Source organism: Campylobacter sp. BCW_4319, assembly GCF_001764435.1.
Taxonomy (GTDB): Bacteria; Campylobacterota; Campylobacteria; order Campylobacterales; family Campylobacteraceae; genus Campylobacter_D; species Campylobacter_D jejuni.
This window is the reverse complement of sequence record NZ_MKAQ01000009.1, coordinates 82,985-102,734: the sequence shown is the minus strand read 5'-3', so window position 1 is coordinate 102,734 and position 19,750 is coordinate 82,985. Positions and strand designations below refer to the sequence as shown.

21 protein-coding genes are annotated in these 19,750 nt (G+C 31.5%); 9 read left to right on the top strand and 12 right to left on the bottom strand.

All coding sequences use genetic code 11. From position 1 onward, the window contains the following. Genes ubiE through AJN56_RS03240 form a run of 4 tightly spaced genes read left to right on the top strand, consistent with a single transcriptional unit; the run spans position 1 to position 3,301 of the window. Positions 1-708, top strand: coding sequence for a bifunctional demethylmenaquinone methyltransferase/2-methoxy-6-polyprenyl-1,4-benzoquinol methylase UbiE (ubiE, locus tag AJN56_RS03255; RefSeq protein ID WP_002859428.1), 708 nt, complete (start codon positions 1-3; stop codon positions 706-708). Next, a complete protein-coding gene (gene xseA, locus AJN56_RS03250; protein WP_002859429.1) occupies positions 705-1,868 on the top strand; it encodes an exodeoxyribonuclease VII large subunit in 1,164 nt (387 codons plus the stop codon). The genes ubiE and xseA overlap by 4 nt, the downstream gene beginning before the upstream one ends. 9 nt (positions 1,869-1,877) lie before the next feature. Next, positions 1,878-2,954: a phosphoserine transaminase gene (serC, locus tag AJN56_RS03245; protein WP_002868752.1), complete on the top strand. Its 1,077-nt coding sequence runs from the start codon at positions 1,878-1,880 to the stop codon at positions 2,952-2,954. After that, positions 2,951-3,301, top strand: a complete 351-nt coding sequence (locus AJN56_RS03240; protein WP_002868753.1) for a RidA family protein — start codon at positions 2,951-2,953, stop codon at positions 3,299-3,301. The genes serC and AJN56_RS03240 overlap by 4 nt, the downstream gene beginning before the upstream one ends. On the opposite strand, the gene AJN56_RS03235 is transcribed toward AJN56_RS03240, so the two are convergent. The 6 genes from AJN56_RS03235 to AJN56_RS03210 all read right to left on the bottom strand — a co-directional run bounded on the left by AJN56_RS03235 (position 3,298) and on the right by AJN56_RS03210 (position 6,591). Continuing rightward, complete coding sequence (locus tag AJN56_RS03235; protein ID WP_002858639.1) at positions 3,298-4,272, bottom strand: beta-ketoacyl-ACP synthase III; 975 nt, start codon at positions 4,270-4,272, stop codon at positions 3,298-3,300. The genes AJN56_RS03240 and AJN56_RS03235 overlap by 4 nt on opposite strands. Then, the gene (plsX, locus tag AJN56_RS03230; RefSeq protein ID WP_002868169.1) at positions 4,265-5,251 is read right to left on the bottom strand and encodes a phosphate acyltransferase PlsX; all 987 of its coding nucleotides are present in this window, start codon (positions 5,249-5,251) and stop codon (positions 4,265-4,267) included. Before plsX ends, AJN56_RS03235 begins: the two co-directional genes overlap by 8 nt. Before the next feature lie 5 nt (positions 5,252-5,256). Next, a complete protein-coding gene (gene rpmF / locus AJN56_RS03225; protein WP_002858674.1) occupies positions 5,257-5,403 on the bottom strand; it encodes a 50S ribosomal protein L32 in 147 nt (48 codons plus the stop codon). A gap of 23 nt (positions 5,404-5,426) precedes the next feature. Continuing rightward, positions 5,427-5,780 (bottom strand): hypothetical protein, encoded by a 354-nt coding sequence (locus tag AJN56_RS03220; RefSeq protein ID WP_002859434.1) that lies wholly within the window; start codon positions 5,778-5,780, stop codon positions 5,427-5,429. Beyond that, positions 5,781-6,194 carry a nucleoside-diphosphate kinase gene (gene ndk, locus AJN56_RS03215; protein ID WP_002859435.1) on the bottom strand — a complete coding sequence of 138 codons (414 nt, stop codon included), beginning with the start codon at positions 6,192-6,194 and terminating at the stop codon, positions 5,781-5,783. It abuts the gene before it with no gap. A gap of 112 nt (positions 6,195-6,306) precedes the next feature. Beyond that, on the bottom strand, positions 6,307-6,591 hold the full coding sequence (locus tag AJN56_RS03210; protein WP_002854354.1) for a DUF362 domain-containing protein: 285 nt from the start codon (positions 6,589-6,591) through the stop codon (positions 6,307-6,309). Between the two features lie 205 nt (positions 6,592-6,796). Between AJN56_RS03210 and AJN56_RS03205 the strand changes: the two genes are divergently transcribed. Both AJN56_RS03205 and flhB read left to right on the top strand, forming a co-directional pair. After that, positions 6,797-7,393, top strand: a complete 597-nt coding sequence (locus AJN56_RS03205) for a peroxiredoxin (protein ID WP_002854219.1) — start codon at positions 6,797-6,799, stop codon at positions 7,391-7,393. Between the two features lie 118 nt (positions 7,394-7,511). Beyond that, on the top strand, positions 7,512-8,600 hold the full coding sequence (gene flhB, locus AJN56_RS03200) for a flagellar biosynthesis protein FlhB (RefSeq protein ID WP_002868910.1): 1,089 nt from the start codon (positions 7,512-7,514) through the stop codon (positions 8,598-8,600). Between the two features lie 5 nt (positions 8,601-8,605). Here the strand turns inward: flhB and motB are convergent, their stop codons facing one another. From motB to polA, 3 genes are read right to left on the bottom strand one after another with little or no spacing between them, the layout of a single operon-like run. Further along, on the bottom strand, positions 8,606-9,349 hold the full coding sequence (gene motB / locus AJN56_RS03195) for a flagellar motor protein MotB (protein ID WP_070246221.1): 744 nt from the start codon (positions 9,347-9,349) through the stop codon (positions 8,606-8,608). Between the two features lie 2 nt (positions 9,350-9,351). Continuing rightward, positions 9,352-10,128, bottom strand: coding sequence for a flagellar motor stator protein MotA (gene motA / locus AJN56_RS03190; protein WP_002859438.1), 777 nt, complete (start codon positions 10,126-10,128; stop codon positions 9,352-9,354). Positions 10,129-10,143: 15 nt separating this feature from the next. Beyond that, on the bottom strand, positions 10,144-12,783 hold the full coding sequence (gene polA / locus AJN56_RS03185; RefSeq protein WP_002859439.1) for a DNA polymerase I: 2,640 nt from the start codon (positions 12,781-12,783) through the stop codon (positions 10,144-10,146). A gap of 161 nt (positions 12,784-12,944) precedes the next feature. On the opposite strand from polA, the gene AJN56_RS03180 reads away from it, so the two are divergent. Together AJN56_RS03180 and AJN56_RS03175 are read left to right on the top strand one after the other, a co-directional pair. Continuing rightward, the gene (locus AJN56_RS03180) at positions 12,945-14,306 is read left to right on the top strand and encodes an MFS transporter (RefSeq protein ID WP_002875281.1); all 1,362 of its coding nucleotides are present in this window, start codon (positions 12,945-12,947) and stop codon (positions 14,304-14,306) included. Next, positions 14,303-15,310 carry a nucleoside hydrolase gene (locus AJN56_RS03175; protein WP_002868914.1) on the top strand — a complete coding sequence of 336 codons (1,008 nt, stop codon included), beginning with the start codon at positions 14,303-14,305 and terminating at the stop codon, positions 15,308-15,310. Before AJN56_RS03180 ends, AJN56_RS03175 begins: the two co-directional genes overlap by 4 nt. On the opposite strand, the gene AJN56_RS03170 is transcribed toward AJN56_RS03175, so the two are convergent. The 3 genes from AJN56_RS03170 to AJN56_RS03160 all read right to left on the bottom strand — a co-directional run bounded on the left by AJN56_RS03170 (position 15,266) and on the right by AJN56_RS03160 (position 19,397). Beyond that, entirely contained in the window at positions 15,266-15,709 is a 444-nt protein-coding gene (locus tag AJN56_RS03170) for a YqaA family protein (protein WP_002859441.1), read from the bottom strand. The two genes, AJN56_RS03175 and AJN56_RS03170, sit on opposite strands and share 45 nt — an antisense overlap. Before the next feature lie 4 nt (positions 15,710-15,713). Continuing rightward, positions 15,714-18,539: an excinuclease ABC subunit UvrA gene (gene uvrA / locus AJN56_RS03165; RefSeq protein WP_002868915.1), complete on the bottom strand. Its 2,826-nt coding sequence runs from the start codon at positions 18,537-18,539 to the stop codon at positions 15,714-15,716. Between the two features lie 72 nt (positions 18,540-18,611). Continuing rightward, a complete protein-coding gene (locus AJN56_RS03160) occupies positions 18,612-19,397 on the bottom strand; it encodes a sulfite exporter TauE/SafE family protein (protein ID WP_002858695.1) in 786 nt (261 codons plus the stop codon). Positions 19,398-19,519: 122 nt separating this feature from the next. Here AJN56_RS03160 and AJN56_RS03155 point away from each other — a divergent pair, with 122 nt between their 5' ends. Then, complete coding sequence (locus tag AJN56_RS03155) at positions 19,520-19,645, top strand: hypothetical protein (RefSeq protein WP_002854718.1); 126 nt, start codon at positions 19,520-19,522, stop codon at positions 19,643-19,645. Positions 19,646-19,750 lie beyond the last annotated feature (105 nt).

The following is a 19,750-nucleotide window of genomic DNA, read 5'->3' as shown; positions in this document are numbered from 1 at the left end:
ATGCAAAAACAAGAAAAAATTATAGAAATGTTTAATCAAATTGCACCTACTTATGATAAGGCGAATAGAATTTTAAGCTTTGGAGCTGATGTAGCGTGGCGCAAAAAAGCTTGTCAAAGAGTGATGAGTTTGTATTTAAAAAAAGATTTAAAAATCGCTGATATTGCCTGTGGCACAGGGGATATGATAGAGATTTGGCAAGAGAGTGCTTTAAAAATGGAAAAAAATATTCTAAATATTAAAGGTATTGATCCAAGTAGTGGCATGCTAAATGTTGCAAAAGAAAAATTTCCAAATGTCGAATTTATAGAAGCAGGGGCGCAAAATTTACCTTTAGAAAGTCAAAGTTTAGATATTTTAAGCATTAGTTATGGCATTCGCAATGTTGTAGAAAGACAAAAAGCCTTAAGTGAATTTGCTAGAGTACTTCAAAAAGATGGTATTTTGGTAGTTTTGGAATTTACAAAAAGAGAAAAGGGTGGATTTATAGCAGCTTGTAGAGATTTTTATCTTAAAAATATTTTACCAAGTATAGGTGGGATAATCAGTAAAAATAAAAGTGCTTATGAGTATTTGCCAAACTCTATTGAAGGATTTTTAAGTAAGGAAGAGTTCATCTTAGAACTTAAAAATGCTGGTTTTGAAATACTTGATTATAAAAGTTTTAGCTTTGGCGTGAGTTCAATGTTTATAGCAAAAAAACTATGACACCAACAGAATTAAATCTTAAAGCAAAGGCTTTATTAGAAACACATTTTGATGATATAGTTTTAAGTGGAGAAATTTCAAAAATTACTTTGCATGGTTCAGGACATTGGTATTTTGATTTAAAAGATGAAAGATCAAGCATTGCTTGTGCTATGTTTAAAGGAGCTAATTTAAAAGTCGGATTTAAACCAGCTGTGGGGAATTTTTTAGAGCTTTGTGGAAGTGTAAGTTTATATCCTGAAAGTGGTCGTTATCAATTTATCGCTACTAGTATGAAAAAAGCAGGTTTTGGGGATTTGGAAGCACAGTTTTTGGCTTTAAAAGAGCGTTTGCAAAAAGAAGGACTTTTTGATCCACGCTTTAAAAAATCTTTGCCAAAATTTCCTAAAAAAGTAGGCATTATCACTTCAAAAACTTCTGCTGCTTTGCAAGATATGTTAAAACTTATTCACCAAAAAGAATATTTTTTGGCAAAAATTTATATTTTTGATGCTTTAACTCAAGGAAATAATGCTCCTTTTTCTCTTATACAAGCTTTAAAAAAAGCCGATGATATGGATTTAGATGTTCTTATTATAGCACGTGGTGGAGGAAGCAGAGAAGATCTTTTTTGTTTTAATGATGAAAATTTAGCAAGAGAGATTTTTAAAGCAAAAACTCCTATTATTTCAGCCATAGGACATGAGATTGATTATGTTATTAGTGATTTTGTTGCAGATTTTAGAGCTCCAACGCCTTCAGCTGCTATAGATACTTTGTTTTATTCTAAGTTGGATATAGAGCAAAGTTTGGATTTAATGGAAGAAAAATTAATGCAACTTTGGAATTATAAAATACAAAATTATGAAAATTTGCTTTTAAATTTAAGCAAATTTTTCAAATTTAATTCTTTGCCAAAAATAATAGATGAAAAAATAAAACAAAGCCATAATATAGAAAAGCAATTAAATCATCTATTGGCAAATCAAATGCGTTATAATGAATTAAAATTAGATAAATTGCAAAATGCTTATTTGCAACATGAGAATTTTTTTAATAAAAGCAAAAAGTTTATTTGTATCAGAAAAAATGGTAAAATAGCAAATTTAGAAGATCTTAAGAGTGATGATATCGTTATTTTAAGTTCTCAAACTTCTCAAAAAGAAGCAAAAATTTTATAAGGATAGATTATGAGAAAAATCAATTTCAGTGCAGGGCCATCGACTTTACCTTTAGAAATTTTAGAGCAAGCTCAAAAAGAACTCTGTGATTATCAGGGTAGGGGTTATTCTATAATGGAAATTTCTCACCGCACAAAAGTATTTGAAGAAGTGCATTTTGGAGCACAAGAGAAAGCTAAAAAACTTTACGGGTTAAATGATGATTATGAAGTATTATTTTTACAAGGTGGAGCAAGTTTACAATTTGCTATGATTCCTATGAATTTGGCTTTAAATGGGGTTTGTGAATATGCAAATACAGGAGTTTGGACAAAAAAAGCAATTAAAGAAGCACAAATTTTAGGTGTCAATGTTAAAACCGTAGCAAGTAGCGAGGAAAGTAATTTTAATCATATTCCTAGAGTGGAATTTAGAGATAATGCTGATTATGCTTATATTTGTTCTAACAATACTATTTACGGCACTCAATATCAAAATTATCCTAAAACTAAAACTCCTTTGATTGTGGATGCATCGAGTGATTTTTTTTCTAGAAAAGTAGATTTTTCAAATATTGCTCTTTTTTATGGCGGAGTGCAAAAAAATGCTGGAATTTCGGGTTTAAGTTGTATTTTTATCCGTAAAGATATGTTAGAAAGATCTAAAAATAAACAAATTCCTAGTATGTTAAATTATTTGACTCATGCTGAGAATCAGTCCTTGTTTAATACGCCTCCAACCTTTGCCATTTATATGTTTAATCTTGAAATGGATTGGCTTTTAAATCAAGGCGGACTTGATAAAGTACATGAGAAAAATTCTCAAAAAGCTGCTATGCTTTATGAGTGTATTGATTTAAGTAATGGATTTTATAAAGGACATGCAGATAAAAAGGACAGATCTTTAATGAATGTGAGTTTTAATATTGCTAAAAATAAAGATTTAGAGCCTCTTTTTGTAAAGGAAGCCGAAGAAGCTGGAATGATAGGACTTAAAGGACATAGAATTTTAGGAGGAATTCGTGCAAGTATTTATAATGCGCTTAATTTGGATCAGATAAAAACCTTGTGTGAATTTATGAAAGAATTTCAAGGAAAATATGCATGATAAAGCGTTTTGATGAGTGCGATAGAATGTCGCAAATTATTGTTTTTGATAAATATTTTAAGACTGCAGGACAAGTGGCTTTTGAACCTAGCGGAGATATTAAAAAACAAACCAAAGAAGCACTTGCAGAACTTGATGCTTTGTTTGAAAAAATAGGCGCAAGCAAAGGAGATTTGATTCAAATTCAAATCTGGTTAGCTAATATGCAAGATTTTGATGCAATGAATGAAATTTATGATGCTTGGATTAAAAATTATCCTAAACCTGTTAGAGCTTGTGTAGGAAGTGCTTTAGCAGAGGGTTATTTGGTAGAAATTCAAGCTTTTGGAAAGCTAAGAGAGAATTAAAAATTCTCTCCTCCAAATTTTAAAAGCGCAGATCCCCAAGTAAAACCACCGCCAAAAGCATCTAGTAAGATCAGATTTCCTTTTTTAAGTCGACCTTCTTCATAGGCATCATTCATTGCCATAGGTATAGAAGCAGCTGAAGTATTGCCATATTTTTGTACAGTGATCACACATTTTTCATCGCTTAGATTGAGTTTTTCTTGGACGGCTTTAATGATGCGTAGATTAGCTTGATGAGGAATAAAAAGATCAATTTCTTGTGCTAAAATGTTATTTTTAGCTAAAATTTCTACAACATCATTACTAAGCGTGTTTACTGCTATTTTAAAAACTTCATTGCCTTTCATTTGCATAGAAAGTGTTTGACATAGGCTTGATTTTTGCGATCTTTGAGTCATTAAAAGATCTCCATAATTACCATTGCTTGCAGTATGTACATCAAGGATATGATTTTCATTATCCAAACTTACAACTCCAGCACCTGCACCGTCTCCAAAGAGTATGCAAATACTTCTGTCATTGTAATCCATAATTGAACTTGTTTTTTCAGCTCCTATGATTAAAACATTTTTTTTCAAACCACTTTCTACTAAGGCTTTAGCTTGTTCAAGCAAATAGATAAAACCAGAACAAGCTGCTGAAATATCAAAAGCGCTAATATTTACAAGTCCTAAATTTGAAGCAATTTTACAAGCCGTTGAAGGCATAGTAAAATAATCAGGACTTAAAGTAGCTACAAGAATCGCATCAATATCTTCAGGTTTTAAATTTGCTCTTTCTATGGCTTTTAATGCAGCTTTTGTGCCCAAATCGCTAGTATTTTCATTTTCACTAGCAATGCGCCTTTCTTTAATACCTGTGCGTCTAGTGATCCATTCATCGGTGGTATCTACCATTTTTTCAAGATCAGCATTGCTTAAAATTTTTTCTGGAATATAAGAAGCTATACTTTTAAGACTGGCTTTAAGCATTGTATTTCCCAAGTTCATTTTCTATAAGTTTATTGATATGAGATTGGCTAAAATTTATAGCTTGAAAAATTGCATTTTTAATAGCTCTAGAATCGCTTTTTCCATGACTTATGATCACGCAGCCATTAACTCCAAGAAGGGGTGCTCCGCCATATTCTTGCCAATCTGTGTGTTTTTTTAATTTTTTAAAAGATGGCTTCATAAGTAAAGCACCTATTTTAGAAATAAAAGATTGCTTTACTTCGTTTTTTAGAAGTTGAAAAATAGCTGTTGCCACACCTTCACAAGCCTTTAAGATAACATTTCCATCAAAACCATCGCAGACTAAAACATCTATTTCACCATTGAAAATATCTCTACCTTCAGCATTGCCTATAAAATTTGGAATTTTTTTCATAAGCTGATGACTTTCTTTGGTAAGTTCATTACCTTTGCATTCTTCTTCACCATTAGAAAGTAAAGCAAGGCGTGGTTTTTGAATTTGCATGATTTCTCTAGCATAAACTTCACCCATTATGGCAAATTGAAATAAATTTTCAGCTTTGCAATCTGTATTAGCTCCAACATCCAAAAGTAAAGTTTTGTTAACGATATTTGGCATTAAAGTGGCAATAGCAGGTCTTGAAATACCTTTAAGTCTTCCAAGCCTTAAGGTAGCCAAAGACATACTTGCTCCACTATGACCCGCTGAAACTACAGCATCTACTTTTTTTTCTTTTAATAAATTAATAGCTTTGTATATGGTTGTTTCTTTATTTTTTAAAGCATCTGTGGCATTTTCATTCATCGAAAAAATTTCACTAGCTTCTTCGTATTGTATATATTGTTCTAATTTTTTTGGTATTAAAGGTTTTAGAATTTTAGAATTTCCCACTAAGATAGCGTTAAAAGGTTTTGCTTCTAGTGCCTTTAAAACGCCTTCTATAATGGGTTTTTCTCCAAAATCACCACCCATTGCATCAATGGCAATGTTAATCATTGATTTTAATATTCCTTAGTTGTTGGATTCGCACGGTGAGGCATTTTGTAGCTTCCATCTTTGTCTTTTATAGGCATAGGAAGACTAACTTTATAGTGAGTTCTGCGTTTAGCTGCACGAGTTTTGCTCACTCTTCTCTTTGGTACTGCCATTTTTTCTCCTTTATAAAATTTAATTAATTATTGCAATTTATGCAATAAAAATAATCACTCAAATAAACTTCAAGCTCGCTAATAGCAACTTCTATTAAATCAATATGTCCATCGAAAAATTCTATAGTATTGCTCAATTCGTTTGCTTCATCTTTAAAAATACCATCACTTGCAAAAAGTTCTAAATTTTCTTTAATTTCAAGTTCTAACTCAGTTCCACAACTATCACAAGGTCTATAGATAAAACCTTGCATAATAGCATTTATTTTAACAAGCTTAGGATTTATTTTTACTAAATTTCCCTCAAAAATCATATTTTCAAGATTAAGTTTAAAAGGATATTCCTTTGTATTAATCTTAGAAAAAGGGATTTTCATTTAGCAAATTTCATTTGGTTTAAAGAAAAATTCAATTTCTATTTTTGCATTTTCCAAGCTGTCACTTCCATGAACAGCATTAGCATCAATACTCTCAGCAAAATCGGCTCTAATTGTTCCTGCTTTAGCTTCTTTAGGATTTGTCGCTCCCATTAAATCTCTATTTTTTAATACAGCACCTTCTCCTTCTAGTACAGAAACAACAACAGGACCGCTAATCATAAATTCAACCAAGTCTTTAAAAAAAGGTCTTTCTTTATGAACAGCATAAAAATTTTCAGCTTGTTCTTTACTAAGTTGAACTTTTTTCATTGCAGCGATTCTTAATCCATTGCTTTCAAAACGATCTAAAATTTTTCCTATAACACCTTTTTTAACAGCATCAGGTTTAATTATAGATAAAGTTTTTTCCATCTTTGTAATAACTCCTTATTTTAATAAAGCTTAAAATTATACTTGAATTTGTTTAAAGAAAGTTAAATTAAAAGAAAAAGCTAGGAATCTCTAGCTTTTTAATTTTTTAAAATTATGCAAAAACTGGAGTGTCCCCACTTCTCATATCAGCGCCAATATTATCACGACTTGGTTGTCCTGATTCTACAGCACTCCAAACTATACATCCATCTGTTGGGCAAGCACTGGCACAAGCTGGTTGATCATTATGTCCTACGCATTCAACGCATTTGTTTGCATAAACATAATATCTATCTTCACCTTCTGGATTGTTAGCATCATCAACGATAGCACTCACTGGACACTCATCAATACAAGAACCACAAGCAATACATATATCTGTAATTTTTACAGCCATTTTTTCTCCTTTTTAATATTAAGATTTAAAAGATTTTAGCATAAAATTCTTAAATAATGTAAATTTTGATAATCAAAAATTTACATTATTTGATAATAATTATAACTTTCTTAAATTTTTAATATTATTTTAGATATTTAAAAAAAAATAAAGATTTAAACGATATAATTTCGTTATCAATAAAATTTATTATTTAGGAGAAAATATGATAGTTACTAAAAAAGCTTTAGATTTTACTGCTCCAGCAGTATTGGGAAACAATGAAATTGTTCAAGATTTTAATCTTTATAAAAACATAGGTCCAAAAGGAGCGGTAGTATTCTTTTATCCAAAAGATTTTACTTTTGTTTGTCCTTCAGAAATTATAGCTTTTGACAAAAGATATCAAGAATTTAAAAATCGTGGCATTGAAGTAATTGGAATTTCAGGAGATAATGAATTTTCACATTTTGCTTGGAAAAATACTCCAGTAAATCAAGGTGGTATTGGTCAGGTTAAATTTCCGCTTGTTGCTGACTTAACTAAGCAGATTGCTAGAAATTTTGATGTACTTTATGCAGAAGCAGTTGCCCTTCGTGGTTCGTTCTTGCTTGATGCTGATGGAACAGTTCGCCATGCTGTGGTTAATGATTTACCACTAGGTAGAAATATAGATGAAATGTTAAGAATGGTTGATACTATGCTTTTTACAAATGAGCATGGTGAAGTTTGTCCTGCAGGATGGAATAAGGGCGATGAAGGTATGAAAGCTAACCCTAAAGGCGTGGCTGAATATCTTGGCAAAAACGAAGCTAAACTTTAATTTCTTAGTATAAAGCCTCTTTACGAGGCTTTTTCTTCATTTTTATTCTTTAATTGAAATTCATAAATTTTCTACTATAATTTTACACACATATTAAAATTTTTATTTAGGCTAAAATATGGCAGGCGAAGATCAAGAAAAAACAGAAGAACCCACGTCCAAAAAGATAGAAGATGCGCGTAAAGAAGGTAATGTTCCAAAGTCTCAAGATGCGGCAGCTATTGTAACTTTGATAATTGGAGTAACTATAACTTTATTTATGATGAGTTTTATGGGCGAGAGAATTGTAAATTTATATAGATACTATCAAAGTTTTATTGGTGTTGAATTTGATTTGCGTATTATTCAAGCCATTATGATTAAAAGCATTTTTGAGGTTTTAATTATTCTTGCACCTATTGTTTTAAGTATTATGATTGCTGGGGTTTTGGGAAATATTATGCAATTTGGTTTTATTTTTACAACTAAACCTATTATGCCAAATTTAGGAAAAATCAATCCTCTAAAAGGTTTAAAAAATCTTTTTTCATTGAAAAAAATTGTTGAAAGTATAAAAATTATTTTAAAAGTGGGTATTGTTTTTACTATAGCTTTTATAGTTTTACTTAAATTTATGCAAGAGCTTCCAAGAGTTGAGCTTTATACTATGGTTACACAGCTTGCTTGGCTAAGAGACAGAGCTATTGTTTTAGCAGCTATTGTTATAGTTGCTTTTTTAATTATTGCTGTTTTAGATGTTTTTTTGGTGCGTTTTCAGTATTTTAAAGGTTTGCGTATGAGCAAACAAGAAATAAAAGATGAGTATAAACAAATGGAAGGAGATCCTCAGGTTAAAGGTAGAATTCGTAGACTTCAAATGGAAGCTGCGCGTCGTCGTATGGTTCAAGATGTTGCAGGTGCGGATGTGGTGATCACAAACCCAACGCATTATGCCGTAGCTATTCGTTATGATACAAGTAAAGAACAAGCCCCTAGGGTTGTTGCCAAAGGAGTGGATTTTCTCGCTCTTCGCATAAAACAAGTAGCCTATGAAAATAATGTTGTAGTTTATGAAAATCCTCCTTTAGCAAGAGAGCTTTATAAAGCTTGTGATGTTAATGATCTTATTCCTAGGGAAATGTTTAAAGCTGTAGCTGAGGTGCTAGGATTTGTTTATAATACAAATAATAAGAGTCGTTTAGCTGGTCAAGTAAAAAAAGGAAACTAAAACTTTTAAGGTGCTTTAGTTCCTATTTTGTTAATAAGCTCAAGAACCGATTTTTGAGTACTTGTATCTGCTGTATCGACTTTAAAATATATTTCTACTCTATTATTTTCTAGAGCTTGTGGATTTCCATTGATAGGATTATTAAGCCCGTAGCTTTTAATGCTAATATTTTTCAAATTTGCTCCACCTTCTATAAAATATTTTAATACATTTTCCGCTCTTTGGTAGGCGAGTTCATAACTTCTTATAATAGAGTCGCTATTGTCTGTATAGCCTCTAATTTCTATTTTTGCTTGAGGTGGCAAATATGTTGTTAGCTCAGCCATACGTTTTAAATAATCTTGTATATCAGCTGAAACGATTTGAGCACTACCTCTTTCAAATTCAACTTTAGATGGAAGGTTAAGAGCAACCTGATTATCGCTTTGATCTAGAGCTGCTTGAAGACGTTTGATAGTTTCTTGCTGTGTCATAGTCATTTGTTTTAACGATTTGAGTTTATCGCTTTCTTCTTTTGCTGCGCCTTTATATTTTTCTTGGGTTTTACTCTCTTCTTTGACTGTTTGAGTAGAGGTGTAATCAAAGATTTTAACAAATTCAGTTTTTAAAGCCTCTACTTTAGCAGGATTTGTTTTAGAAATTGCCCAAAGAGCAATAAAAAGTGCCAAAAGCAAACTTAGAAAGTCTGCATAAGGCACAGCCCATTTTTCACCTGCTGGACATTCTGGGCATTTATGTTTTTTAGCCATTTTTAACCTTTGTCAAATTGTGAAATTCTTGGATCATCGTGACTTAAGAAGTTAAAAAGTTTAGCTTCTAAATCTCTAGGATTAGCACCTTCTGCAATTCCTTTTATAGCTTCAGTAATAACAATTTGCTCTTTTACAAGATCCATTCCATTAGCTTTTAATTTTTTCCCCCAAGGAGCAAAAAGTGCATAAGCGCCAAAAATTCCCGTAACTGTAGCTGTGAAAGCACCTGAAATACCCGCTGCCATTGCTTGAGGATTGTCTAGCAATTTAAGAGCTAGAATAAGACCAAAAACCGCTCCAACAAGTCCCATGGTAGGGCAAGTTTCTCCAAATACTATCCAATATTCTGCGCATTCTTTATAATGCTCTTCAAGTTGTTCGGTTTGTATTTCCATGCTTTCGTGAATTTCTTCAAAGCTTTTACCATCTACAAGCATCATCATAGCATTTTTTAAAAATTCATTTTCAATCTCATTGGTTCTTGATTCTAATGCTAAAAGACCATCTCTTCTTGCAATAATAGCAAATTCTATTAACTGAGCTATCCTTTCAGGTAGATTTACTCCAGAACCTTTAAAGACAACTTTGAGTTCTTTATAAGCTGCTTTTACAATTTTTTTATGTGTAGAAGTCATTGCACAAAATGCAGCCGTTGGCATAACTATAAGAAAGGAAGAAAGATGAATAACATGTAAAGGATTTCCTCCTTCTAATATATCTCCTACTGAAATACTAGTAACTGCAAGCACCATTCCTAATATGGTTGAAAGATCCATTAATTATCTCCTTGATTATTTTAAATCGCCCCAATTTTTGGCGATACTTGAACTTGTTTTTAATTTTACTTTTAATTTTACTATATTTTCCATAATATCTCTAGTTTTTTTTACAAAATTTTCACACAAATCGTCTTTTACTTCAAAAATTAATTCATCATGAATTTGTAAAATAAGCTTTTTATCTTCATTTAATTCTTTATTGATTTCTAGCATTGCAAGCTTGATTACATCTGCTGCTGAGCCTTGCAAGATTGAATTAATGCTTTCTCTTTCATACATGGCAATTTGCATAGGTTTTGCGTTTTCAAAATCAAAATAACGCTTGCGACCGCTTAAAGTAACAATAAAACCATTTTGTTTAGCTTCGTTTTTAACTTTTTCAAAATATTTCTTAATGCTAGTAAAATTTTCAAAATATTTTTCTATGTAAGATTTGGCTAAATTAGCTTCTATTTTTAAATTTTGACTTAAGGTTTTATAACCCATACCATAAATAAGTCCAAAATTTATACTTTTTGCAACACTTCTGGTTTCATAATTGCTTTCACCAAAAATCATTATTGCTGTTCTTGCGTGTATATCTTCATCATTGGCAAAAGCATTTAAAAGTTTTTCATCTTCGCTAAAATGTGCAAGTATTCTAAGTTCGATTTGAGAATAATCAAGAGAGATAAAACTAAATCCATCTTTAGCTACAAAGCAAGATTTATAATCTTTTGCATATTGTCCGTGTGCAGGGATGTTTTGCAAATTTGGATCCTTAGATGAAAGACGTCCTGTAGCGGTTCCAGTTTGTAAAAAACTTGAATAAATGCGTGAATTTTTATCTTTTAACGCTAGTTTTAACAAAGGTTCGCAATAAGTGGAATAAAGTTTGGCAAGTTCTCTATAATCTAAAATTTTAGCAATTACAGGATGTTTATCTAAAAGTATATTTAAAACTTTTTCATCGGTAGAATATCCTGTTTTTCCTTTTTTTCCGCTTGGGAGTTTGAGTTTTTCAAAAAGTATATCACCCATTTGTTTAGGTGAATTTAGATTAAATCTATCCTCGCAAAGAGTATAAATTTCTTCACTTAAATTTTTGATTTCATTTTCAAATTTTTTCATAAGGATTTCAAGTGCATTTGTATCAAGCTTTATGCCATTTTCTTCCATCATCATAATGATTTTAATGAAATCAAATTCGCAGTTTTTAGCAAGTTCTAATAAAGGAGTTTCAAGATTTTTTAAAAAATAAAGATAAAATCTTAAAGTGATATAAGCATCTTCTGCAGCGTATTTACAAGCTTTTTCAAGTTCTACACTTGCAAAATTTTCTCCTTTTTTAACAAGGCTTTCAAAATGCAAGGTTTCGTAATTAAAAAGTCTTAAGGCTAAATCATCCATATTTACTCTTAAAGAAGGATTTTTAAGCCATGCCAAAATCATTGTATCTGCGTATTTTTGAGGTAAATTTAAGTCAAAATTGTTTTGAATGATTTTAAAATCATATTTGAGATTGTGCCCTATAACAAAATGATTAAAGATTGCTTCTATAGCTTTTTTGGCACTTTGCAATGAGATTTGCTCACCTACTCCAAGATAATTATGAGTTAAAGGCACGTAAAAGGCTTCATTTTCATTCATGCAAAAACTAAAACCAACAATTTTTGCTTCTTTAGTATCAAGTCCTGTGGTTTCGGTATCAAAAGCAATAATACTTTCTTTATCAAGGGTATTTAAAATTTCAAAAAGTTTGTTTTCATCTTGTACTAAAGTGGCTTTAAAACCTAAATTTTTATCTTTATTATCAGGATTTTGACGCAGTTTTTTAAGCAAAGTATTAAGTTCGTAATGTTCTAAAATTTCAAGTATTTTTAAAAGAGGTTCTTCATCAGGATAAGTGGCTTTTTCTATGAGATTTTGTACTTCTAAATTGTCATACAAAGAAGCTAATTTTTTGCTTAAAAATGCATTTTCCTTACCCTCTAAAAGCAAGTTACGACTTCTTTCGTTACGTACTAGGGTTAAATTTTCATAAATTCCCTCTATGCTACCAAACTCATCAAGCAAGGTTTTAGCTCCTTTTGCACCTATACCTTTAACGCCTGGAATATTATCAGAACTATCCCCACAAAGAGCTAAAAAATCTCTGATTTGATTAGGTTTTACTCCGTATTTTTCTAAACACGCTGCTTCATCATAGTCGTTTTTAGAAATAGGACTGTAAATGCTTGTTTTACCATCTTTTATGAGTTGATAAAGATCTTTATCTTGAGTGATAATACGTACAAAAATATCTCTATTTTCACAAGTTTTTACAAAAGAAGCAATGATATCATCAGCTTCATAACCTTCTTGAGAAACGCTTATGAAACCCATTTTTTCTATCATCTTTATGCAAATTGGAATTTGTTCTAGAAGTTCAGGTGGCGGTGGAGTGCGATTTTGTTTATAGTTTGGATCAATTTCGCTACGAAAAGTTTTTCCTTTGGAATCTAATGCAAAAACAATATAATCACTTTTATATTCATTTTTTAAGCTATAAATAAAATTTGCAAAACCGCTAATCATTCCACTAGCTTGTCCTTGTGAATTTTTAAAACCTTTTAATGCGTAGTAAAGTCTGAAAAAAAATCCAAAAGTATCAATAATAGTTAAAGTTTTCATAATAATTTCTTCTTTTGATAAAATATATTTTGGTTATATTATTTCAAAATTTTGCTTAAAATGTCTCGAAATTTAAAGATATTTAAGCGAAAATACTTCAATTTTTAGTCATAATATCGAGTAGAGTAAAAATTTTATATGAATAATGTAAGGAAAATGTAATGACAAATCAGCAAATTGATGGAATTGCAGATAAGAATTTTAACACACCTGAAGGTAGAAAAGTTTTTAAAAAGGCAGTTTTTTCTTGCTGGTTGGGAACTGCTATGGAATATGCAGATTTTGCACTTTATGGTTTAGCAGCTGCAACAATTTTTTCAGAAGTATTTTTTCCTGAGCAAACTCCAGTAATTGCACTTTTGCTTAGTTTTGTAACTTATGGCATAGGTTTTATTGCAAGACCTATTGGGGCTTTGTTTTTTGGTCATTTAGGTGATAAACACGGAAGAAAAAATGTTATGATGGCTACAATAGCTTTAATGGGAATTTCAACTACTCTGATAGGTTTTATCCCAAGTTATGCAGTGATTGGTGTTTGGGCGCCTATTTGTTTGGTTGCATTACGTTTTATGCAGGGTTTTGGCGCAGGAGCTGAACTTTCAGGTGGAACAGTTATGCTAGGAGAATATGCTCCTAGCAAGAGAAGAGGGCTTGTTTCTTCTGTGATTGCTTTAGGATCAAATAGTGGAACTTTGCTTGCGTCTTTTGTATGGCTTTTGATGGTACAAATGGATGAAGCAAGTTTTAAAGAATGGGGCTGGAGAGTTCCTTTTATGGGAAGTATTTTAATCGCTCTTTTTGCTGTATATATTCGTTTTCATGTCAAAGAAACCCCTGTTTTTGAAAAGCAAAAAAATGAAATGATGAAATTGCGTCTTAATAACGAAAAGCATATGAAAAAAGATGAAAGAAGTTTTTGGCAAAGAAGTCGTGCTTTTTGGACTATGGTGGGCTTAAGAATAGGCGAAAATGGACCTTCTTATCTTGCGCAAGGTTTTATTGTAGGTTATGTGACTAAAATTTTACTTTTAGACAAATCAGTAGCTACTACAGCAGTGATGATAGCTTCATTGGTAGGGTTTTTAGTTATTCCTTTGGCAGGTTATTTAAGTGATAAATTTGGAAGATGTATTACTTATAGAATGTTTTGTTTGCTTTTGATGATTTATGCTTTTCCTGCTTTTATGCTTTTAGATAGTAAAAATGAAATTATTGTGATTTTAACTATTATTGTAGGTATGTCTTTAGCATCTTTAGGGATTTTTGGTGTGCAAGCGGCTTGGGGTGTGGAGCTTTTTGGGGTAAAAAACCGTTATACAAAAATGGCTTTTGCTAAGGAGCTAGGTTCTATTCTTTCAGGAGGAACAGCGCCTATGGTGGCTTCTGCTTTGCTTGCATATTATGGCACTTGGTGGCCTATCGCGACATATTTTGTATTAACTGCAGGTATAGGTTTTGTGACTACATTTTTTGCGCCAGAAACTAGAGGTAGAGATTTAAATAAAATAGAAGATGCGATATGAGACTTATCTTAGACACGGACATAGGCAATGCTATTGCAGGAGCAAATACTGATGATGGTTTAGCACTTGCTTTGATTTTGTCATCTAAAGAAATCAAACTTGAAATGCTAAGCACAGTTTGCGGTAATGTTCCAAGCCTTGTTGCCTATAGTGTGGCTAAGGATTTATTTAAACGTTTAAATTTAAATATCCCAGTTTATTTGGGAGCGAATGAAGCCCTAAAAGAACCAAGTAAAGCTTGGCGTCAAAGACTTGATGAAAGTGTTAAAAATTTTAAACTTGAATATCTTTGGGAAAATATAAAAAGTCCTGAAATTTTAGAAAATATAAATCCTGATGCGATTTTTAAAATGGGTGAGTTGGTGAGTAAAAATCCTAAAGAAATTTCTATTTGTGCGATAGGACCTTTGACAAATATCGCTATGACTATGAAAATTTTTAAAGATTTTGATATAAATCTTAAAGAGCTTTTTATTATGGGCGGCAGTTTTGATATGCCTTATTACACTAAAGATACAAATTTTGGTTTTGATCCTGAGGCGGCTAGTATAGTGCTAAATTCAAGAGCTAAAATTACACTCATACCTTATAATGCAACCATGCAGACTTTATTAACACACGAGGATTTAAAAGAGTTGCAAGGTAAGAATATTTTATGTGATTTTATCGTTGAAACTTTAGGTGTTTGGATTGATTATGCCTCTAAAACACGTGGTACAAAGGGAACTTGGATGCATGATGCTTTAACGATAGCTTACGCATTAGATTCTAGTATTGCAGATTTTGATGAGTGTTATGCTGATGTTATTTGCGATAGTTCTTTGGCAAGAGGTATGAGTTGGCGTTGTTTTAAAGAACCAAAAATGAGTATGGGGGTGGATTTAAGCACTAAAAATTGTGTTAAAATTCTAAAAAATGTAGACAATGCAAAGCTTTTAAAACTTATAAAAGAGAGGTTTTTAAAAGGAGTTTGCTATGAAAATTATGAAAGCATAACGACTTAATTTTCCAAGTAAGATAAAAAATATAGTTTTTAAAAAAGAATATTTCGCAAAACCAAGTCCCAAGGCAAAAAGATCTCCTACTAAAGGTAAAAAAGTAAAAAAAGCAAATATACTTCCAAATTTAGCAAAATTAGCATTGAAATTTTCTAATTTTTTTAAGGATTTGCTAAAGTATTTTTCTAAAATTTTTTCTTTTCCAAAATACGCTAAAGCATAAGTACTTAAACTTCCTAAGGTATTACCCAAAGTGGCTACGATAAGTACCAAATTCGGATTAAAATCAAGTTTTATAAAGCCTAAAACAAAGGCTTCACTTGCTAAAGGTAATAGTGTGCTTGAAAGAAAACACACCATGAAAAGCCCCAAATAGCTAATATCATTATATAAAAAATCAAACATAAAATTATGATTTTTGTGTATTTTTAAGCTCTAAGTCTAGATAATATCCTGTGTAAGAACGGGTTTTTTTGTGTTCTTTAGCGACTTTTTCCACGCTTCCTGTGCTTATAACTTTTCCACCTTTAATTCCGCCTTCAGGCCCCATATCGATGATATAATCAGCATTTTTAATCACATCTAAATTATGTTCTATCACAAAAACAGAATTTTTAAGATCAACTAAATGTTGTAAAACTAAGATGAGTTTATTGACATCTTCAAAATGCAGTCCTGTTGTAGGTTCATCAAGTATATAAAGCGTTTTTCCTGTATCGCTACGGCTTAGTTCTTTAGCAAGTTTGATTCTTTGTGCTTCACCTCCACTTAAGGTGGTGGCATTTTGTCCTAGAGTTAGATAATCTAAACCCACTTTTACTAGAGTATCTAATTTTTGTTTGATTTTAGGAACGGCTGTAAAAAATTCACTCGCTTCTAAAACACTCATATTTAAAATTTCACTGATATTTTTGCCTTTATATTTGATTTCTAGCGTGGCATCATTGTAGCGTTTGCCCTCGCAAGTATCACAAACTACCATAACATCAGGTAAAAAATGCATTTCTATTTTGATTTCTCCATCTCCGCTACATTTCTCACATCTTCCACCCTTGACATTAAAAGAAAAGCGTCCAGCTTTATAACCACGCATTTTGGCTTCTTTAGTGGCGGCAAAAAGATTTCTGATTTCATCCATAGCACCTGTATAGGTGGCAGGATTTGAACGTGGTGTGCGCCCAATTGGGCTTTGATCAAGATAAATGACTTTATCAAGTTTTTCAAGTCCTTCTATTTGTACTCCGCCAAGTTTTTTAACTTTTTTCGCACGGTTTAATTCCTCTTGTGCAAAAGGAAGTAGGGTTTGAAGTATCAAAGAGCTTTTTCCAGAACCTGAAACTCCTGTTATAGCGACTAAATTTTGCAAAGGAAATTTTACGCTTAAATCTTGGATATTGTTAATATTTACATTTTTAAGCTCAAGCCATTCTTTCTGTGTTCTGTTTTGAAGTTGTGAAATTTGTTTTTTACCATTCATATAAAGTGCAGTTTCGCTTTTGCTTTTTAAAAGTTCTTTATAAGTTCCACTAAATACAACCTCACCCCCAAATTTTCCTGCTTTTGGACCAATATCTACAATAAAATCTGCTTCTTCTATGGTCATTTTATCATGCTCTACGACAATTAGGGTATTGCCCTTTTGTTGTAAATTTCTTAAAGTTTTAATCAGTTTTGCAGTATCTCTTTCATGGAGTCCTATGCTAGGCTCATCTAAGACATACATCACTCCGCTTAAACCACTGCCAATTTGTGAAGCTATGCGGATTCTTTGTGCTTCACCCCCACTAATCGTTCTTGCATCGCGCCCTAAGGAAAGATAACCTAGCCCCACATCATACAAGAAAAACAATCTTTCGTTGATTTCTTTTAGGATAGGTTTAGAAATAAGTTTTTGTTGCTCGCTTAAATAAGAAAAATTTTTCTCATCTGCAAAAAAGGCCGTACTATCTTCTATGCTCATATCTAAAATTTCACCCAAGCCTTTTTTGGCTACTTTCACGGCTAAACTTTCGGGTTTTAAACGATGCCCACCGCAGTCTTTACAAATTTTTTCACTCATATATTCGGCTAAATCTTTTTCATCTTTTAGCATTTCATAAGCCATTTTAACCACGCCTTCAAAAGTGCGTTTTAGACGATTTCTTTTCCAAAGAAATTCTATAGTTTTGGCATTACCATACAATACAAGGCGTTTTTGTTCTTCGCTTAATTGCATAAAAGGTATTTTGATAGGAATTTCATTTTGTTCGCAAAAGGCGATTAGGAATTTATAATAATAACTTTTGTTAAAACCATACATGATTTTAACAGCACCGTTTTCGAGACTTAAATTTTCATCGATGATTTTTTTCATATCTAAAGTATAACGAATTCCAAGTCCATCGCAAGCTTCACATGCTCCTTTTGGAGAATTAAAAGAAAAGCTTAAAGGTTCAAGTGGAACAAAGGAAATTTTACAATCAAAACAAGCTGAATGCTCGCTAAAATGATAGTGTTTATTAAGGTTTATTTCCTCATGATTTAAAACTTCTATTTCTATTTCTCCAAAGCTTTCCTGTAAACCTTTTTCTATATCGCTTGCAAGGCGAGAAAGTAAATCTTCTTGAATTTCAAGTCTATCTATGACAAGTTTAATGGTGTGTTTTTTGGTTTTGGCTAGTTCAATTTCTTCATCAAGTCTTACCAAAACTCCATCAATTTGAGCTCTTACATAGCCTTTGTTGCGTAAATTTTCAAGCAAATCTGCATAAGTTCCTTTTTTTTCTCGTATGAGTGGGGCGTAGATGATGATTTTTGCACCTTTTGGAAATTTTAAAATTTCACTGACTATATCACTTGCACTCATAGATGAGATTTTTTGTCCGCATTGATGACAATGTTGAATGCCAACTCTTGCGTATAAAAGTCTTAGATAATCATAAATTTCAGTGATGGTTCCTACAGTAGAGCGTGGATTTTTAGAAGTAGTTTTTTGATCTATGGCAATGGCTGGAGTTAAACCTTCGATTTTATCGACATCAGGTTTGCCTACCTTATCTAAAAATTGTCTGGCGTAAGCACTTAAACTTTCTATATAACGGCGTTGTCCTTCAGCATAAAGAGTTCCAAAAGCAAGGGTTGATTTTCCACTTCCGCTCAGTCCTGTAAAAACAATGAGTTTGTTTTTGGGAATTTCAAGGTGGATATTTTTTAGGTTATTTTCTCTTGCGCCAATGATTTTTATGGTATCGTTCATAGTCTTTCCTAAACATTAAATAAATTTAAGATTTTAGCATAATAATATTAAAAGAACTTGGATAAATCCAAGTTAAAAATTTATAAAATTTAGCTTATTAAGCAAAGAGTGGGTGGTTCCAAGTATTGATAAGGCATATACGCAAAGTAAAATTTTTCTATGAGCTGAAATATGCATTTTTTCTATGATTTTAATTCCTATAAAAACTCCAACCATAGAAGCTATACCTACTAGTATTCCTTTATGAATAACTTCAGAGTCTATAACTCCAGAATTTGAAAAAGATATAATACCAGAGACTGAAGCAAAAATAACAAAAAACAAGGATAAGGAAACAACTTTTTTACTATCATAGCCTAAAAAATAAGCTAAAATCGGAGCAATTAAAAGTCCGCCACCAATTCCCAAAGAAATAGCAAAAATACCAGTAAAAGCTCCAGCAATAAATAAAATGACATTCTTTACCCAAACGCTTCTTTGATTTTGCACAATGTTTTCTTTAATTCCAAAAGCATATTTGATAAAAAATATACAACTTACCGCCAAAAATACGCTAGTAAGAGCTACATCACTTAAAGCTTTTAAAAGCATTCCGCTAAAGCTTGCCCCTATGAGCCCTCCAAAACCTATCATAATACCATCTTTAAGATTTAGATTTTTTTTCTTATAATTAATATAAGAGCCAAAAACTGCTGCAAAAATCATTTGCAATACTGAAATTCCGATAGCATGGTGAGCACTTGCTCCAAGTGCGAACATAGAAGGAACGATAATCATACCTCCACCAATGCCAAAAAGTCCAGAAGCAATACCTGAAATGATTCCTATGATTAGATAAGGTAAATCTGTGATTTCCATAGCTTTTCCTAAAAAATATTAAATATTTCAAATACGGAATAATTTTATCTTATTAAGCTAAGTATTATCTTAGTTTTTTTATAACAATAGAATATTTTTTGGTAACTTTAAGCATCGTAAAAATGTTTCAAAATATTATAAAATATAAAGATTTTATAATATTTATTTTAAATTTAAAGCAAAATTTATATTTATTGATTAAAATTAATTTAGACTTTAAAAATTTTCATAAAAGTCTTAATTTTTGAAATATTTTATAAGAAAGGTAAAAGATGAGTGAAAATGGTTTTTTTAGTAATTCTTTGATTTTAAAACTTACACATACTCTTCGCTCTTGGCGTTTCTAAACTTCT

Bases quoted from the DNA above. Each gene is read 5' to 3' on its own strand.
- ubiE (WP_002859428.1), top strand. From the start codon at position 1: ATGCAAAAACAAGAAAAAATTATAGAAATGTTTAATCAAATTGCACCT.
- xseA (WP_002859429.1), top strand. From the start codon at position 705: ATGACACCAACAGAATTAAATCTTAAAGCAAAGGCTTTATTAGAAACA.
- serC (WP_002868752.1), top strand. From the start codon at position 1,878: ATGAGAAAAATCAATTTCAGTGCAGGGCCATCGACTTTACCTTTAGAA.
- AJN56_RS03240 (WP_002868753.1), top strand. From the start codon at position 2,951: ATGATAAAGCGTTTTGATGAGTGCGATAGAATGTCGCAAATTATTGTT.
- AJN56_RS03235 (WP_002858639.1), bottom strand. From the start codon at position 4,272: ATGCTTAAAGCCAGTCTTAAAAGTATAGCTTCTTATATTCCAGAAAAA.
- plsX (WP_002868169.1), bottom strand. From the start codon at position 5,251: ATGATTAACATTGCCATTGATGCAATGGGTGGTGATTTTGGAGAAAAA.
- rpmF (WP_002858674.1), bottom strand. From the start codon at position 5,403: ATGGCAGTACCAAAGAGAAGAGTGAGCAAAACTCGTGCAGCTAAACGC.
- AJN56_RS03220 (WP_002859434.1), bottom strand. From the start codon at position 5,780: ATGAAAATCCCTTTTTCTAAGATTAATACAAAGGAATATCCTTTTAAA.
- ndk (WP_002859435.1), bottom strand. From the start codon at position 6,194: ATGGAAAAAACTTTATCTATAATTAAACCTGATGCTGTTAAAAAAGGT.
- AJN56_RS03210 (WP_002854354.1), bottom strand. From the start codon at position 6,591: ATGGCTGTAAAAATTACAGATATATGTATTGCTTGTGGTTCTTGTATT.
- AJN56_RS03205 (WP_002854219.1), top strand. From the start codon at position 6,797: ATGATAGTTACTAAAAAAGCTTTAGATTTTACTGCTCCAGCAGTATTG.
- flhB (WP_002868910.1), top strand. From the start codon at position 7,512: ATGGCAGGCGAAGATCAAGAAAAAACAGAAGAACCCACGTCCAAAAAG.
- motB (WP_070246221.1), bottom strand. From the start codon at position 9,349: ATGGCTAAAAAACATAAATGCCCAGAATGTCCAGCAGGTGAAAAATGG.
- motA (WP_002859438.1), bottom strand. From the start codon at position 10,128: ATGGATCTTTCAACCATATTAGGAATGGTGCTTGCAGTTACTAGTATT.
- polA (WP_002859439.1), bottom strand. From the start codon at position 12,783: ATGAAAACTTTAACTATTATTGATACTTTTGGATTTTTTTTCAGACTT.
- AJN56_RS03180 (WP_002875281.1), top strand. From the start codon at position 12,945: ATGACAAATCAGCAAATTGATGGAATTGCAGATAAGAATTTTAACACA.
- AJN56_RS03175 (WP_002868914.1), top strand. From the start codon at position 14,303: ATGAGACTTATCTTAGACACGGACATAGGCAATGCTATTGCAGGAGCA.
- AJN56_RS03170 (WP_002859441.1), bottom strand. From the start codon at position 15,709: ATGTTTGATTTTTTATATAATGATATTAGCTATTTGGGGCTTTTCATG.
- uvrA (WP_002868915.1), bottom strand. From the start codon at position 18,539: ATGAACGATACCATAAAAATCATTGGCGCAAGAGAAAATAACCTAAAA.
- AJN56_RS03160 (WP_002858695.1), bottom strand. From the start codon at position 19,397: ATGGAAATCACAGATTTACCTTATCTAATCATAGGAATCATTTCAGGT.
- AJN56_RS03155 (WP_002854718.1), top strand. From the start codon at position 19,520: ATGTTTCAAAATATTATAAAATATAAAGATTTTATAATATTTATTTTA.